This is a genomic window from Candidatus Phytoplasma zeae (genome assembly GCF_001712875.1).
Classification (GTDB): domain Bacteria; phylum Bacillota_I; class Bacilli_A; order Acholeplasmatales; family Acholeplasmataceae; genus Phytoplasma; species Phytoplasma asteris.
The window spans coordinates 233,169-248,553 of record NZ_CP015149.1 but is presented as its reverse complement, the minus strand read 5'-3'; the positions used below and the strand labels follow the sequence as shown (position 1 = coordinate 248,553).

The 15,385-nt window shown below is 27.5% G+C and carries 14 protein-coding genes; 1 reads left to right on the top strand and 13 read right to left on the bottom strand.

Annotated elements, in window-relative coordinates; all coding sequences use genetic code 11:
• Window positions 1-84 precede the first annotated feature (84 nt).
• The gene (gene trpS, locus MBSPM3_RS01290; RefSeq protein ID WP_069028436.1) at window positions 85-1,089 is read left to right on the top strand and encodes a tryptophan--tRNA ligase; all 1,005 of its coding nucleotides are present in this window, start codon (window positions 85-87) and stop codon (window positions 1,087-1,089) included.
• 53 nt (window positions 1,090-1,142) lie between these two features.
• Here trpS and sufU read toward each other — a convergent pair whose 3' ends face one another.
• The 13 genes from sufU to MBSPM3_RS01225 all read right to left on the bottom strand — a co-directional run bounded on the left by sufU (window position 1,143) and on the right by MBSPM3_RS01225 (window position 15,264).
• Entirely contained in the window at window positions 1,143-1,586 is a 444-nt protein-coding gene (gene sufU, locus MBSPM3_RS01285; RefSeq protein ID WP_069028182.1) for a Fe-S cluster assembly sulfur transfer protein SufU, read from the bottom strand.
• Between the two features lie 14 nt (window positions 1,587-1,600).
• Entirely contained in the window at window positions 1,601-2,806 is a 1,206-nt protein-coding gene (locus MBSPM3_RS01280; protein WP_069028181.1) for an aminotransferase class V-fold PLP-dependent enzyme, read from the bottom strand.
• A 76-nt stretch (window positions 2,807-2,882) separates the two neighbouring features.
• Window positions 2,883-4,124 (bottom strand): tyrosine--tRNA ligase, encoded by a 1,242-nt coding sequence (gene tyrS / locus MBSPM3_RS01275; RefSeq protein WP_069028180.1) that lies wholly within the window; start codon window positions 4,122-4,124, stop codon window positions 2,883-2,885.
• 185 nt (window positions 4,125-4,309) lie between these two features.
• Complete coding sequence (rplS, locus tag MBSPM3_RS01270; RefSeq protein ID WP_069028179.1) at window positions 4,310-4,669, bottom strand: 50S ribosomal protein L19; 360 nt, start codon at window positions 4,667-4,669, stop codon at window positions 4,310-4,312.
• 41 nt (window positions 4,670-4,710) lie between these two features.
• Window positions 4,711-5,439, bottom strand: a complete 729-nt coding sequence (gene trmD, locus MBSPM3_RS01265; protein WP_069028178.1) for a tRNA (guanosine(37)-N1)-methyltransferase TrmD — start codon at window positions 5,437-5,439, stop codon at window positions 4,711-4,713.
• 59 nt (window positions 5,440-5,498) lie between these two features.
• The gene (gene rpsP / locus MBSPM3_RS01260) at window positions 5,499-5,762 is read right to left on the bottom strand and encodes a 30S ribosomal protein S16 (RefSeq protein ID WP_011160823.1); all 264 of its coding nucleotides are present in this window, start codon (window positions 5,760-5,762) and stop codon (window positions 5,499-5,501) included.
• 445 nt (window positions 5,763-6,207) lie between these two features.
• Window positions 6,208-7,320, bottom strand: a complete 1,113-nt coding sequence (prfB, locus tag MBSPM3_RS01255) for a peptide chain release factor 2 (RefSeq protein ID WP_069028177.1) — start codon at window positions 7,318-7,320, stop codon at window positions 6,208-6,210.
• A gap of 3 nt (window positions 7,321-7,323) precedes the next feature.
• On the bottom strand, window positions 7,324-9,831 hold the full coding sequence (secA, locus tag MBSPM3_RS01250; RefSeq protein ID WP_069028176.1) for a preprotein translocase subunit SecA: 2,508 nt from the start codon (window positions 9,829-9,831) through the stop codon (window positions 7,324-7,326).
• A 598-nt stretch (window positions 9,832-10,429) separates the two neighbouring features.
• On the bottom strand, window positions 10,430-10,939 hold the full coding sequence (locus MBSPM3_RS01245) for an NUDIX hydrolase (RefSeq protein ID WP_069028175.1): 510 nt from the start codon (window positions 10,937-10,939) through the stop codon (window positions 10,430-10,432).
• A gap of 718 nt (window positions 10,940-11,657) precedes the next feature.
• The gene (locus MBSPM3_RS01240) at window positions 11,658-12,305 is read right to left on the bottom strand and encodes a M41 family metallopeptidase (protein WP_069028174.1); all 648 of its coding nucleotides are present in this window, start codon (window positions 12,303-12,305) and stop codon (window positions 11,658-11,660) included.
• 378 nt (window positions 12,306-12,683) lie between these two features.
• Complete coding sequence (locus tag MBSPM3_RS01235; protein WP_069028173.1) at window positions 12,684-13,004, bottom strand: hypothetical protein; 321 nt, start codon at window positions 13,002-13,004, stop codon at window positions 12,684-12,686.
• Between the two features lie 382 nt (window positions 13,005-13,386).
• On the bottom strand, window positions 13,387-14,490 hold the full coding sequence (locus MBSPM3_RS01230) for a BAR domain-containing protein (protein ID WP_069028172.1): 1,104 nt from the start codon (window positions 14,488-14,490) through the stop codon (window positions 13,387-13,389).
• A gap of 366 nt (window positions 14,491-14,856) precedes the next feature.
• Entirely contained in the window at window positions 14,857-15,264 is a 408-nt protein-coding gene (locus MBSPM3_RS01225) for a hypothetical protein (RefSeq protein WP_069028171.1), read from the bottom strand.
• Between the last annotated feature and the right edge of the window lie 121 nt (window positions 15,265-15,385).

Here is a 15,385-nt window from a genome sequence, read left to right as displayed (position 1 = left end):
TTGGTTAAATCCACAAAAATATTAAAGATGATTTTGCTATAATAAATCATTTTGCAAAAAATAAAAAAGGAGGTGATAAAATTGATACCAAATAAAAGATTAGTGTCAGGGATCAAACCAACGGGTGATCTTACTTTAGGAAATTATATTGGGGTTTTAAAACCTTTGCTATATTTACAACAAAACTTAAAAAATTTTGATTTTTATCTTTTTATAGCTGACTTGCACGCCCTTACTTTTTATCAAGAACCCCAAACACTAAAACAACAAATCAAAAAAATAGCAGCTCTTTATTTGGCATCAGGGCTTGATCCTGAAAAAATAAATTTGTTTGTTCAATCTGAAGTAACACAACATACTTATTTGGGTTATCTCTTGGAATGCAATTCTTATTTTTCTGAACTACAAAGAATGATTCAATATAAGGAAAAAAGCAAAATTAATGCAGAAGGAATAAGGACTTCTTTATTTACTTACCCCACATTGATGGCAGCTGATATTTTGATGTATGATGCAAATTTAGTGCCTATTGGCAAAGATCAAAAACAACATTTAGAATTAACTAAAAACTTGGCTACAAGATTTAACAATTTATATGGTAATACTTTTGTTGTTCCGGAACCTTTTTTTAATCCTTTGGGTTCGAAAATAAAATCTTTGCAAAACCCTTTGAAAAAAATGAGTAAAAGTGATACGGAAAGTCCTAAAAGCTATATTTTACTTTTGGATGATCCTCAAATAATTAAAAGTAAAATTGCCCAAACTGTTACAGATTCCCAAAAAATAATTAAATATGATCCAGAAAATAAACCTGGAATTTCTAATCTTTTAACCATTTATGCTTCTTTAAAGCAAATTAGTATTTTTGAAAGTGAAAAACTTTTTAAAAAAAGTAATTATAAAGAGTTAAAAAATAAAGTCGTTGAAGAAATAATTAATTTTGTTGTACCTTTGCAACAAAAATTTTATCAATTAATTAATAGTGCAAAATTGGATGATATTTTAAATAAAGGAGCTCAAAAAGCTTCCTTGATTGCAGAGAAAAAAATCCAAAAGGTACGAAAAAAATTAGGTATTTCAAGATTTTGATGTATAATATTTATAAATAAAAAAGACAACCTTTTTAGGATTGTCTTTTTTATTTAATAACTTTTTTTATTGTGTGCTTTAATTACTTGTTGTAAAGCTTTCCAAGGAAGACTTATACAAGCGACTCTTCCAGGAAAATTAATAAAATGTTTAAATAATAGTAATTCTTTGTCAATTTGAGTTTCATCATATATTTGATTATTAATCATAGCTAAAAAATGATTTATTTTTTCTAATGTTTGTGGAATTTCTAGATTCTTAAGATTTATAGACATCAAACTTGCTGAAGCGCGACAAATAGCACAAGCTTGAGTTTCGTATTTAATATCTATTAATTTTTGATTTGAGATTTTGATTTGTAATGAAATAGAATCACCACAAGAAACATTTTTATTAGTTATGTTTATAAAATCAGGGTCTTGGGAAAGTCCCCAATTTTGAGGTTCTTGATAATGTTTAATGATTAAATCACGATATAATTTATTTATTTCTAACATTTTAATGCCTTGAGTTATTTATTAAATTTGGAGAAAAAAGTTTGCGTTTTTTTTAAGTTTTTAATTAAAATATCAATGTCTTCTTGATTGTTGTGAATGCCTATAGAAACTCTAATTATACTTGTTTGTTTTAGTTTTTGAGTAGCTAAAAAAGCACAACATCTACCAGTTCTTACATAAATATTTTCCTGAGCTAAAAAAGCTTCTGCATCATGGGCATGAATTTGATTAAAGTTAAAAGTAATGATATTAGAAAAAGCTTGAGGATTATAAATTGTGATTTTAGGAATTTGTTTTAATTCTTTCATTATATTTTGATAAATCTTTTTTTCATGTTTTTGGATGTTTTCAAAACCAATTTCTTCCACAAATTCCAAAGCTTTTTTAAAAGCAAGAATTCCTGAAATATTAGGAGTCCCTGATTCAAATTTATTAGGACCTTCGTTGAGTAAAAAATGTTTTAAAGAAAATTCTTTAATGGAAGTTCCTCCAAATGAAGGAGGTTGTAATTGTTCTAATAAATGATTTTTGCCAAACAAAATCCCTATTCCAAAAGGACCGTATAATTTGTGGGATGAAAATGCTAAAAAATCTATATCTAAAAATTTAACATCTATGGGTAGGTGACTTGATGATTGGGCAGAATCTAAAATAACTAAAGCGTTTTTTTTGTGAGCTAAAGTTGTTATTTCTTTAATGGGAGTTTCGTACCCTAGTAAATTAGAAACATGAGTTAAAACAACTATTTTAGTTTTGTTTGTTAAAACCTTAGCAAAATTTTCTACAGTTATTTGATTCTGTTCGTTTAGGGGAACAAAAATTAATTTTGCTTTTTTTAGTTTGGCTTGTTTAAACCAAGGAAACACGGAAGAATTATGTTCTAATTCTGATGTAATAATTTCGTCACCTTCTTGAAGGGTTTCTCCTAAGCTTTGAGCTAATATATTTAAAGAATCAGTAGTTCCTTTAGTAAAAATAATTTCTTCTGGTTTGGAATTAATAAAATTAGCTGTTTTAATTCTTGTTTCGTTCATTAGTAAAGTGTTTTGATGAGACAAAACGCCAAAAGATTTGGTATTGAGTCCATTTGTGTTATAAAATCTAGTCAATTCATCTATTACTTTTTGAGGTTTTAAAGAAGTAGCAGCATTATCAAAGTAAACAATCTTGGGGTTCGTTTTGAAAATTGGGAAAAGACAGCGAAAGGGATTATTTTGCATTTTGGAAACCTCTTAATTTGTTAAGACATATTTTTTCATAAATGAATTAATAAAATAAATAAAAAGTTATTAATAATTAAAAGACTATTAAAGCGTTGTTTTTTTTGCCTTTTTTCAAAAGGACATATTTATCAAATAAAGTGTTTTTTTTGGTTATTGCAAAATCAAGAGATTTGATTTTTTGATTAAATAATTTAATAGTGTTGTCTTTGATAAATTCACGAGCTTCACTTTTAGAAGTTGCCAGTTTTGTTTGAACTAAAGCATCAACTAATAAAATATCTTCTTTTGTGGAATAACAAAACAAAGTTTTTTGCAATAAAATAAAATCTTTTTCTTGGAAAGATTCTTTTTTAGCATTAGAAAATAAAATTTGGTTAGTTTTTATACATTCTTGCAAAATATCTGAGGAATGAATTAAAGTAATAATGTTTTGGGTAAGAGTTTTTTGAGCTAATCTTTGTTGGGGGTTTTCCAAGGTGTTTTTTTCTAATTCCAAAATTTCTTGCTTGGGGATTAAAGTAAGCATTTTTAGATAATTGATTACTTCTTTATCAGAAACATTTAAAAAATATTGATAAATTTCATAAGGGGAAGTCATTGAAGGATTTACCCATAAAACCCCTTTTTCGCTTTTGCCAAATTTCGTTCCATCTGAATTTAACAAAAGAGGAGTGCTAATTCCTAGGGCATCGGATTTTTTTTCTAATTTTCTGATGAGTTCTAGTCCGCTTGTGATATTCCCCCACTGATCAGAACCTCCTAATTGTAATCTAACTTTATGATTTTTGTATAAATGATGAAAATCTAAAGATTGTAAAATCATATAAGAAAATTCAGTAAAAGAGATGCCAGAAGCAAGTCTTTTGGCTACTGCGTGTTTGGAAAGCATATAGTTAATGTTAAAAAGTTTTCCGTAGTTTCTGAGGAAAGAAATGATATCTATTTGAGAAAGCCATTGATAATTATTAACAAATTCTACTTGTTTGTTTAACAATATGTTTTTAAGTTGACATTCAATACTTTTAGCATTTTGCAATGAATTTTCTAAAGATAATAATTTTCTTTCTTCAGTTTCTTTGGGATCTCCTATTAAACCTGTAGCTCCACCTACTAAAATAACAGGTAGATGTCCTTGTCTTTGCATTAATAAAATCATTGTTATTTGAACTAAATGACCCACTGTTAAAGAATGAGAAGTAGGATCAAACCCACAGTAAAACTTAACTTGGTTGTTGTCTAATAATTCTTTAACTTGTGTTTCGTTACTACAATCTTTAATTAAATTTCGCCATTTTAATTCTTCATAAAAAGACATTTTGGGCTCCTATTTTATTTTTAGAAATAATTTTCTTGGTTTTGAGAAAAATAATTAAAATAGGGTTATTTTTAATAATTTTCTAAATTTTGTTTATTAAAAAAAAGGGGGGGAATATATTTAAAAAATGTTATTAAAAGTTTTTTATTATAAAAAAATGTATTTCTTTAAACAAAAAAAACAATTTATCTTTGTTCTTTAATACGAGAAGCTTTAGAAGAAAGGTTGCGAACATAATGCAATTTGGCGCGACGAACAATACCACGACGAACTACTTCTATTTTCTCGTTAATAGGGGAATGTACTGGGAAAGTTAATTCAATTCCTACACCAGCAAATATTTTTCTTACAGTAAAAGTTTCTGTAACTAATCTTCCTTGGCGTTTAATAACTAAACCTTCAAAAATTTGAACCCTTTTACGGTTTCCTTCATCAATTTTGATAAATACTTTAACTGTATCACCAGGTTTGAAAAAAGGGACATCTTTAAGTTGGTGCTGGTTAACTGATTCTATTAAATTTTGTCCTTTAATTAATTGAGACATAATTTTGCTCCTTTGTTGAATTCAAATAAATAATTCTTGAATTATTTTTGTAATTCTTGTTTAATTTCTGTTAAAAGTTTGGTTTGTTCTAAAGTTAATTTTTTATTTTCCAAAAGATCAGGTCTTTTTTGTAAAGTTGCCTTCAAGCTTTCTTTTTGGCGCCAACATCTTATTTTGGCATGGTTTCCAGATAACAAAACAGCAGGCACTTCGTGATTAAAATAACTTTGCGGGCGGGTGTATTGAGGATATTTAAGCAAACCTTGTTGATGGGAATCTTCAAGATAAGATTGTTCTTTGATAACTTCTGGAAGCAGTCTTGTAATTGCATCAACCAAAACAGTAGCAGCGATTTCTCCTCCTGTCAAAACATAATCACCTATGGAAATTTCTGCATCAATATATTGCAATATTCTTGCATCAACCCCTTCATAATTACCGCATAAAATAATTAAATGAGTTTCTTTTTGAGCAAAATTAGTGGCATGTATTTGATTAAAAATTTGTCCTTGAGGAGATAATAAAATAACTTTGCTTTGGGGAGTTTTTATTTTTTGTAGACAATCAAAAAAAGGAGGGAAAGAAAGCAACATTCCAACTCCTCCTCCATAAACGCTATCATCTACTTGATTATGTTTATTTTTGCTATAAGTTCTTAAATCATGAAGTTTTATTTGAACTTTTTTTTGTTCTAAAGCTCTTTTAATAATGGAAGTTTCACAAAAACTTTTAAAAAAAAGCGGAAAAATAGTGATAATTTCAATAATCATAAAATTTAGTTTTTAACCGTTAAAGGCGCTTTCATTTATTTTTGAAATTGAGAAAAAAATTATTTTTCAACTTTAGTGTTAGTTTTTGCAACAAATTTACTTTTTTTAAATACTTTTTTGACTGTTTTAGTTGGTTGAGCGCCATTGGATAACCATTTTTGTACTTTGTTGTGGTCTAATTCAACAATATCTAAAATAGTGTCATAAGTTCCTAAAATTTCTAAAAATTTACCATCTCTAGCATTTTTAGATTCGCTTGCAACTACTCTGTAAAAAGGTCTTTTATGCACTCCGAAACGTTGTAAACGCATTTTTATTGCCATAATAAAACCCACTTTCTATTTTTTTATTAATCGTTTAATCGTAAATTAAAAAGTTCATCCTAAATATTATCACATAAAATAACTGAATTGTCAAGTGTTTTTGATAAAAAAGATGAGAAAAATGTTTTTTGATGAATTCTTAAAAAATAAAATCTTTTGAAGATTTTAATTAAGGTGAAAGACATTTCAGTACATTAAAAAATGTTTAAAATCAACAAAAATAAATAATAAAGGGAGTGATTTTAATGAAAAATAGTGTGCTTTGTTGTTTTCAAAAAATAAAATATTAAAATTGTTCTAAGACAAGACAAAAAGAAAACCCAAAACAAATACTTTGGGAAATTATTTATTCTTTGAAATGCCTTTTTATCTTGGCTTTTCCTATAATTATTTTTTTTATATTGGTTATTGATTAAAAAAATAATTAACTTTGTATTTTTATTTTTTATTCATGAGGAGAACTAATAGGTATTTTGGTTAAATATCCATTGATAAATTCGTCGATGTTTCCATCCATTACTTGTTCTAATTGAAAAATTTCTTGATTAGTGCGGTGATCTTTAACCATTTTGTAAGGATGAAAAACATAGCTTCTAATTTGAGAACCCCAACCATTTTCTTTTTGGTCGCTTTGAAATTTTTTAGCATTTTCTTCTTTTTGTTGTTTTGATGCTAATTGAAATAACTTGGTTTTTAGCATTTGCAAAGCTTTTTCTTTGTTTTTGATCTGACTACGTTCATTTTGACAACCCACTACTAATCCTGTTGGCAAATGAGTTATTCTTACTGCTGAATCAGTAGTATTTACGTGTTGCCCGCCTGCACCACTACTTCTAAAAACATCGATTTTAAGATCTTCTGTTTTTAAATTAATTTTGATTTCTTCATTAATTTCTGGCAAAACATCGCAAGCTACAAAAGAAGTATGTCTTTTGGAATTAGCATCAAAAGGAGAAATTCTTACCAAACGATGAACTCCTTTTTCCGCTTTTAGATAACCATAAGCATAAGTTCCTTTAATTAATAAGGTAGCTGATTTGATTCCTGCTCCTTCACCTGGTTGATAATCAAGAATTTCGGTTTTAAAATTCTTTTTTTGAGCATATTTTTGATACATACGGAAAAGCATTTCGCACCAATCTTGCGATTCAGTACCTCCTGCTCCTGGATGTAATAATAAAATAGCATTGTTAATATCATAAGGTTGATTCAAAAAAAATTTAATTTTGAAATCAAAAACGGCTTTAGTGAGGTTTTTAAATTCTTCTTCTAATAAAGCAGAAGTTTCATTTGGGCTTTCATTTAAATTAAATAAAGTTTCTAGATCCAAATAATTTTGTTCTAAAGTTTCTAAAGTAGTTTTTTTGTCTTGCAAGTCGTTGAATTGTTGGCTTATTGTAACAGCTTTTTGGGGGTCTTGCCAAAAATCTTCTTTTTGCATGGCGCAATTTAATTTTTCAATTGTTTGATTGGTTTTTTTAAAATCAAGGGCTTGTTTTAAATCTTGAAGGTTTTGATGCAAGTTTTGTAAAATTTGATTAATTTCGTATTTTTCCACAAATTAATTCCAAGGTTTTTTAGAATTTCTTACTTTTCTAGTTCTTCTTTTTTTAGAAGATTCATCATCGCTTGAATCATTGTTTAAAAAAACTTTTTGTTTGGGAGGTGTTTGAAAACTATCTGCGAAAGAAAACTTTAAAATAGTAGCAGTAATGTCGTTTGCAATTTTTGCAATCATGTTATTGAATAAAACTTGTCCTTCTTTTTGATATTCAATAAAAGAATCTTGTTGTCCGTAACTTACAAATCCAATTCCTTGTCTTAAAGAACTCATGTCATTGATGTGGCGTTGGTAGTAATTATCAATTATTTTTAATGTAATCCATTTAAGACCTTTTGAAAAATATTGAGCTTTATCAGGGTCTTTTTCAAAAAAATCTTTTTGAGATTGTAAAGTGGCTTTTACTTTTTGCAATAAATGTTGTTGAAAAGAATCAAGGGAGTTTGTTTTAGGGTTGTTGCATAATTCTTGTACTTCTTCTAAATCAAAGGTTTGTTTAGGGAAAAATTTATTTTCTAAAAAAGTAATTAAAGTTTGGGTTTGACATTGGGTAGGGTTGTTAGTAAAATGTGATAAAATAGCTTTATTAAGGGTCTTTTGCATTAAATCTTGAACGATTTGTTCTACTCTATTGCTAACTAGAATTTCTTTTCTTTGGTTATAGATAATTTCTCTTTGAATACGTAAAATATCATCATATTTTAAGAGGTATTTACGATAGTCAAAATTGGAAGATTCTACTTTTTTTTGTATTTTGGTAAAAAATTTAGTCACCATTTTAGATGAAGTTTTAGTTTCGGAATCGCTTATTTTTTGGAGCAAAGAAATAATTTTTTCTATTCTAGTGCCACCAAATCTTTGGGCAAGTTCATCTTCGCTAGAAATAAAAAAACGTGAATAACCAGGGTCGCCTTGACGTCCAGCACGTCCTCTTAATTGGTTATCAATTCTTCGTGATTCGTGTCTTTCAGTACCTAAAACAGCAAGTCCGCCTAATTCTTTAACCCCTTCGCCTAAACGAATATCAGTTCCACGTCCTGCCATATTAGTAGCAATAGTAACTGCATTTTTAAGTCCTGCCTTAGCAATGATGTCTGCTTCTTTAGAGTGGTTTTTGGCATTTAGAATTTCGTGTTTAATGGAATGTTTTTTTAATTTTTTAGAAATAATTTCAGAAACTTCTACTGTAATTGTCCCAATTAAAATGGGTTGTCTTTTTTTGTGGCGAGAAGTTATTTCTTCAATTAAAGCGTCGTATTTTTCTTTTAAAGAAACAAAAATAAAATCGGGCTCGTCAATTCTTATCATAGGAACATTGGTAGGAATTTCGATAACTTCCATGTTATAAATGTCTCTAAATTCATCTTCTTCGGTTTTGGCAGTTCCTGTCATCCCTGATAATTTGTGATAAAGACGGAAAAAATTTTGATAAGTAATAGTAGCTCCAATGGAAGTTTCTTCTTTAATTAATACTCCTTCTTTGGCTTCTAATGCTTGGTGAAGACCGTCGCTAAATTGGCGTCCTGGCAAAGCACGTCCAGTAAATTGATCAATAATTAGAACTTGTCCATCTTTGTAATCAACTAAGTAATCTTTGTCTTTGTGCATAGTAAAAGCTGCTTTAAGGGCGTTTTTTACATGGTGGAGCAAAGAGGCGTGTTCTACGTTGTATAAATTATCAATTTGGAAAAAGTTTTCAGCTTTGGTAATTCCTTCTTCGGTAAGTTCAATTGTTTTAGTTTCTAATTCAATAAGATAATGGCTATTTTTAAGGGTGCGAACAAAACGTTGTGCTTCTTTGTATAAATTCTTAGTTTCTTTGACACTTTGGGAAATAATTAAAGGCGTTCTTGCCTCATCAATTAAAATAGAGTCTACTTCATCAACAATAGCATAACTGTAAGGTCGTTTCATTACCAAATTGGAAGCTTCAATTTCCATGTTGTCTCTTAAATAATCAAACCCTAATTCACTGTTAGTAGTGTAGAGAATATCACATAAATAGGCTTGTTGTTTTTGTGCGTGGTCTTTGTCTTTGGTATTAAGTCCTACTGTCATTCCCAAAAAGCGAAAAACATCACCGATGCTACCTTCAAATTCTCTTTTAGCTAGGTATTCATTGACTGTAACAATGTGAACAGGGTTACCACTTAAAGCGTTAAGATAAGCAGGCATGATGGCAGTAAGGGTTTTTCCTTCACCGGTTTTCATCTCAGAAATATTTCCTTGATGCAAAATTACAGCGCCCAAAATTTGAACGTAATAAGGAGTAAGTCCTGTTACTCTTTTGGTAGCTTCTTTGGCAAGAGCATAGGCTTCGGGCAGCAGTTGGTTAAGGGTTTTTCCTTCTTGAAAGAGTTTTTTTAATTCTGCGGTTTTTGTGGCAAAATCTTTGTCATCTAATAAAGCCATTTGGGCTTCTAAATTTTGTACTTTATTAGCTATGGTTCTAGCTTTTCTTAAAGCTTTTTTGGAAGAATTAAATATTTTTTTTAAAAAATTTAACATAATCGTTTTAATCCTTTATATTTTTTAGTTTTTGAATTTGTAATTGCGGGTTGTTGGTTCGTATTTCAATAATTCTTACTTTGGTTCAATATTAAAAAATGAAAATAAAATGAAGTGAGGTGAAAGTGCAATGAAAATAAAATAATGTTAATTTTTATCAAAAACCTGAGTGAAAAAAACAAAAATTAACAATTTTAGGGTGGAAAACAAAGTAATTGGAGGGGGAAAATGAAAATAATTGGGGTGGTATTTTGGGTAGCAAAAGCTCTTATTTGCAATCCCATTATTATTTATTTTAACATATATTTAGTAGTTTGTTGACATCATTTAATTATTTTTTGCTGTTTGTGGCTTTATTTGCGGATTTGGTGGTGGTGAAAAAAAGCAAAAAGCGCGCGAGGAAAAAATGAAAAAAAGACTACCGCCATTAGATAGTCTTTTTTTAGTTAAAACAATTTATTTTGTGGTTTTAAAAATTGCTTTAAAAATTTGAACAATAAATGCGACCTAGAGAATTTTTTAATAATTTGGATTAATAATTATTTCAATTTATAATTATTTTGAATGTAATAATTTGGAATATATTTTAATTTTTTTCTTAGAAAAGACATTTTGTCTGACAAAATTTAGTTTTGTATGTTTGAAGTTGGGTTTGGTTTTTGTGTTGTAAAAAATCTTTTAAAAAGGTTTTGTCAATTTCCATCATAGCATCCATTGGCAAAGAGGCCTCATCAAACCATTTTAGTTCAGCAACTTCATCATCTTGTGGGCTTAATTTTCCTTGTGTTTTAGTTACTACAAAAGCCATAACAACTGGATAGACAACATCTCCGTTAGGATAATTGATAACAAAATGTTTTCCACAATAGGTACGAAAGGGATGAATTTCTAAAGCTTTAAGACCTGTTTCTTCTTCTAGTTCTCTTACGCAAACATCAGCTCCAGTTTCTCCTAATTCCATTGCTCCACCATGAAGTCCCCAAACATTAAAATCTTTGCGGAATTGCAATAAATATTTATTATTTTCATAAACAATAACGGAAGCCCCAGGAGAAAATAAAGGGTCTTTCCCAATTTTTTGGCGCAATTTGTTGATATAGTTGCTCATTTAAAAAACCTTTTTCCATTCTTTCTTTTTTAATTTATTTTTTTAATTTTAGCTTTTTTAATTTTAATATTGTTAATATTGTCAAAAAGTTATTTTTGAATTAAGAAATAAATATTTTTGGTAAAATTAGTAAAAAGTGTAGATAGCATAGATAGCAAATAAATGAAAATGCAAATAATAAGTTTTTTGTAAAAAATATTTCAAATTATTATTTGATTTATTATAAATAGTTGTTTAATTGATGGCTAAAATTTTGCTAATATTTTTCCTCCTAATATTTTTTTGGATAACTTTTATTTCTGTATTTGTTGGATGGCACAATTTATGGCTTTAATTTTTTTATTTTTTAAAGCAAACTTTACAAATGAAAGTAAACTTTAAAATTAAAAGCTTAGTGAAATAGAGCTTTAACAACCAAAATAAAAAATGACAAAACTAAAAAAAATTATACTTACTATTTTATTTTAGCATTTTTTTTAATATTATGTTATTTTTTGCTAACTTTTTTTTATTTTTTTGTTGTTTTGTAATTTGAAAAAGGCAATTTTTAGTAATTTGTTAATTTGAGCTACTAAAAATACTTGATTATTCAAAAATATTGACTTTTATATTAGTTGTAAAAAGTGCAAAAATATTATAATAACTCAAAAAGGAAGCCCTTCAACAAAAGGGCTTTTTTATTTCAAACATTTTATTATTAGAAAATTATAAATCTTATTTATTGTAACTTTTTTAAAGGATATTTTTTAGTAATTTCATATAAATCTTTTTGAGATAAAGTTTTTTTAATTAATAATTTACGGGCTATTTCATCTAAGGCATCTTTATTATTTTGTAATAAATGTTCTGTTTTTTGTAAAAAGTCATTAAAATCTTTTTGAGGATAAGGAGAGAATTTATTTAAGTTATGTTTAGCACTATTATGGTCAGAACCAGAGCCTTTTCCTACTTGTAAACGTTTCATTTGATGGTTTTTGGCTAAAATATTTTCAGCAGCAGTTCCTCCAAAATTAAGGAGTGTTTCTGTTTTGGGATCAGATTTTAAAACTTTGCAAGAAGTATGTCCCAAGGTTCTTTGAGTACGTTTAATTGTAACGTAAGGAACTTGAAAATTTTCAGGATATAAAAGAGCTATAAGAGTATGTCCTGCTTCATGATAACTTGTTATTTCTTCTTCTAATTGTTTTTCTTTTAAAAAATAACCCCATAGATCATATTTCAAAAAGTTTTTAATTTTAGTGTGATTACCAAGATAAATAACAGTTATAAATAAAACATTAATTCCAATTAAACCCCAAAACCAAATATGGATTAATTGATTTGACAACTTATTATCTAATTTTTGATAATCATTGGTTTTATTCATAACGATAACCTCCCCTCTGATTTAGCCAATCATTTATTTGTCTTCTGACTTGTTCTGTGTGTTCAAAATTTTGAAAAGAATTATTAACCCAATTAAAAGTTTTATTATGTGCTTGAAGTGATTCAAAAGAAAGTGTTACTAATAAATTTAATAATTTAGTTGCATATGTTTGAATTATGTCTTTTAAACCTTGTTTTAGTCTTTCTAGTTGAATGTTTAGTTCGTTGAGATGAATTTCATAAGATGCTAAAATTTGTTCTAGATTAGGATATAATTCAGGATTATTGAAAACTGGAGGAAATTCTTGTCCTTGGGGTTCTAAAATTAAGGGTTCTGGAAATGTTTCTTTTGTTTCTTGTATTTGTTGTATTGCATTTCTTATTTTTTCTTGTTCTTGTTGTTTGGCTTGTTTTTTTGTTGAACTGATGTTTGCTCTGCTGAAATTTCACGTTCCTTGTTGTTTTGTGCTCTTTGATTTTGGTTTATTGATTCTATATTTTGATTATTTAATTGTAAAATATCTTTTTCTGTTTGAGTTTGTTTTTTCACATTAGGAAATAAAGCTTCCAAAAGACTCATAATTTCATCATGTCTACTTTTAAAATTAATATAATGATGTTCTAAGTCATTTTTTAATGTAGTTTGATCTTCTTTACTTTTGTGGGCTTTCTGAGATAAGTTAGTGTGTAGATTTTGCATAACATTATTAAGCCAAGTGTTTTGGCCTTTAAAAAGATTTTTGTCTTCTTGGTTAATTTGTTCTGGAATTTGGATTTCTTGAAAAAAGTATTAATAGCTTCTTTATAACTTTGATATTCTTCTTCAATTATTCTTTCATTTTCTTTGTTTATTGCATCAAAAATGGGTACTTTTGGCATTTTTACTTGTTCTAAATTTTGAATAAAGTATTTATATTTGTGTTATGTGATGTTAATAAACGTAATATAGTTTGAATATAAAATAAGCATTACTGCTTTGTTTAAAATTAGTTTCTGGTTTAGTAATTAATTGATTTTAGTGTAGTTCTTTATCTATTTCTGAGTCTTGCAATTTTTTAAGAGACTTAAAAATTTAGTTTTTGTTAAAGGAGTTGCAAAACCCCATTTAATTCATTATGTGGTTCTAAGTTATTAAATTTGGTTTTCATCTCTTCTGATTCTCGCAAAAGAGCTTGATATTTAATAATTAAGTCTTCTATTTTAGCTTTTAATTCAGCTAAATTTTGATCTACTTCTTGTTTATTTTGGGCTTGTTGTTCGGTAAATACTTCTCTTTTGGTACAACAATTATTATTAAAAGTATCAAAATCTTTTTTTAAAGAAGTTGTATTAAGATTATCAATTGGAGTTTCTTGGATAAAATTTTTAATCTTGGTAATTTCTGTTTGAACCTTATTTTTGGACGTTTCTAAAAGTTGTAATGGTTCAGTAACATAAGTATTGATTAATTCATTAATTCCTTGTTGTAATTGTGTTTGTAAGAGATTTTCTTGTTGTAAATAAATTTCATAAGGTTTTCTATCTTTAAAACGATTAGTAATATCTTTTTTTGGGGTTTCTAATTCTTGTAATAAAAAAGTTTGATATTTTTGAATAGTTTCTTTTTGTTCTTGGTATATTTTTTCATAATTAGTATGAAGTTTTTCTAAATCTTTGACTAATTTTTCTTTCATACCATTTTGATTAGGATTATTGGAATCATTAAAAGTTATTGTTTTTAAAAGAGTAGCTTGATCTTCAATAGTACAACGACCTTTTAGAATAAATTTAGCATAAACATCTTTTAATTGAGGTAAATTAGTCTCTATTTGAGTATTGTTTTGCAAAACAACTTCTTGAGTAGCGGGTTGTATTATTTTTTGAAAACAATCAATGAAATTATTTTTGTTGCGTCCATAAAAATCATCTATTAAAGTATCATCTCCATGAGCCAAAAAACGATCAATTTCTGGGTCTATCTCACGAACTTCAAAATTATTTTTAGTTATTTCTAAATTTGGTAGTGTTTCGTGATTAACCGAAGTAAGATAATCATGTGGTTTTTCTTGCAAACGAAGTAGAGAAGAAGTTTTGTGCAATAAATTATTGTGATTGCTTATTTCAGTATAAAACTTTTCTACAATAGAATTGATATCTTGTTTTTGTTTTTCCTTTAATTCTAACAAAGTTTTAAAAAAGAGATTCAAAAACTCAATTCTAAATTGCAAATTATAATAATCAGTTTGAAAACTTGAAAGTTGGGTTCGTTTTAGATCATCTTCATCTCTTAAAGAAAGTTTTTCTGTTTGGGAAGTTAGCTCTTGGGAATTGGAGTTTTTTTGGATATTGTATTATTCCAAAACATATTTAGTTGTTAGAACTGCAATAAGATAATTAAAATATTGGTTTAAGACACTTTCTAAATCAGATGCTTGATTAGCTCCACTCAAGGATAAAATTTTTTCAAAAATAGGATTTGGTTTAGTTTGTCTTTGATTTCTTTGATTCCAATATTTGGTAAAAGTATCTTTATCATAAAAATAATCATATAATTTTTCGTATTGTTGTCTAGTTTATTTTTCACAAGTTTCTCTTTGTTTGTCTTGTTGTTTTTTGGCTTGTTTATGTCTTTTAAAAACTTCATTTTCTTGGGCTGGTTCTGGTTTATATGGTAATTCTTTTTGTTCGTTTGGTTGGTTTGTAGTTGGTTGGGAGGCTTCGTTTGGTTTGGTAGTTTCGTTTGGATTTGGAAGTTTTCTTTGAGGAGGTTGTTCTAAATTTTGTGGAGTTGGTTGGTTTTGAGGAGTTGGAGGATTTGAAGGATTTAAAGGATTTGGAACTTCATCAGAAAAGACATAATAACTAATACTTATTTTTAAAAAGATTAATGCAAAAAGGAAAGGAAAAAGCCAATACTTATAAAAGATAATATAATTAGTATTTTTAGTAATAGTTTTTTTGGCAATAAGGTAATTATCCATATCAAATTAACCTCCTTTTAAATATTTTCTTCAAGTTATGTTAGAGTATAAATTATAAATATTATACCATAATAATTGATTTTAAAAGCAATATTTTTTAATAAATTATTATTTTTTTTGT

Coding starts and splice junctions, on each gene's coding strand:
- trmD (WP_069028178.1), bottom strand. CDS start 5,439: ATGATTATTGAAATTATCACTATTTTTCCGCTTTTTTTTAAAAGTTTT.
- MBSPM3_RS01245 (WP_069028175.1), bottom strand. CDS start 10,939: ATGAGCAACTATATCAACAAATTGCGCCAAAAAATTGGGAAAGACCCT.
- rpsP (WP_011160823.1), bottom strand. CDS start 5,762: ATGGCAATAAAAATGCGTTTACAACGTTTCGGAGTGCATAAAAGACCT.
- rplS (WP_069028179.1), bottom strand. CDS start 4,669: ATGTCTCAATTAATTAAAGGACAAAATTTAATAGAATCAGTTAACCAG.
- secA (WP_069028176.1), bottom strand. CDS start 9,831: ATGTTAAATTTTTTAAAAAAAATATTTAATTCTTCCAAAAAAGCTTTA.
- MBSPM3_RS01235 (WP_069028173.1), bottom strand. CDS start 13,004: ATGCAAAATCTACACACTAACTTATCTCAGAAAGCCCACAAAAGTAAA.
- tyrS (WP_069028180.1), bottom strand. CDS start 4,124: ATGTCTTTTTATGAAGAATTAAAATGGCGAAATTTAATTAAAGATTGT.
- MBSPM3_RS01240 (WP_069028174.1), bottom strand. CDS start 12,305: ATGAATAAAACCAATGATTATCAAAAATTAGATAATAAGTTGTCAAAT.
- MBSPM3_RS01225 (WP_069028171.1), bottom strand. CDS start 15,264: ATGGATAATTACCTTATTGCCAAAAAAACTATTACTAAAAATACTAAT.
- sufU (WP_069028182.1), bottom strand. CDS start 1,586: ATGTTAGAAATAAATAAATTATATCGTGATTTAATCATTAAACATTAT.
- MBSPM3_RS01280 (WP_069028181.1), bottom strand. CDS start 2,806: ATGCAAAATAATCCCTTTCGCTGTCTTTTCCCAATTTTCAAAACGAAC.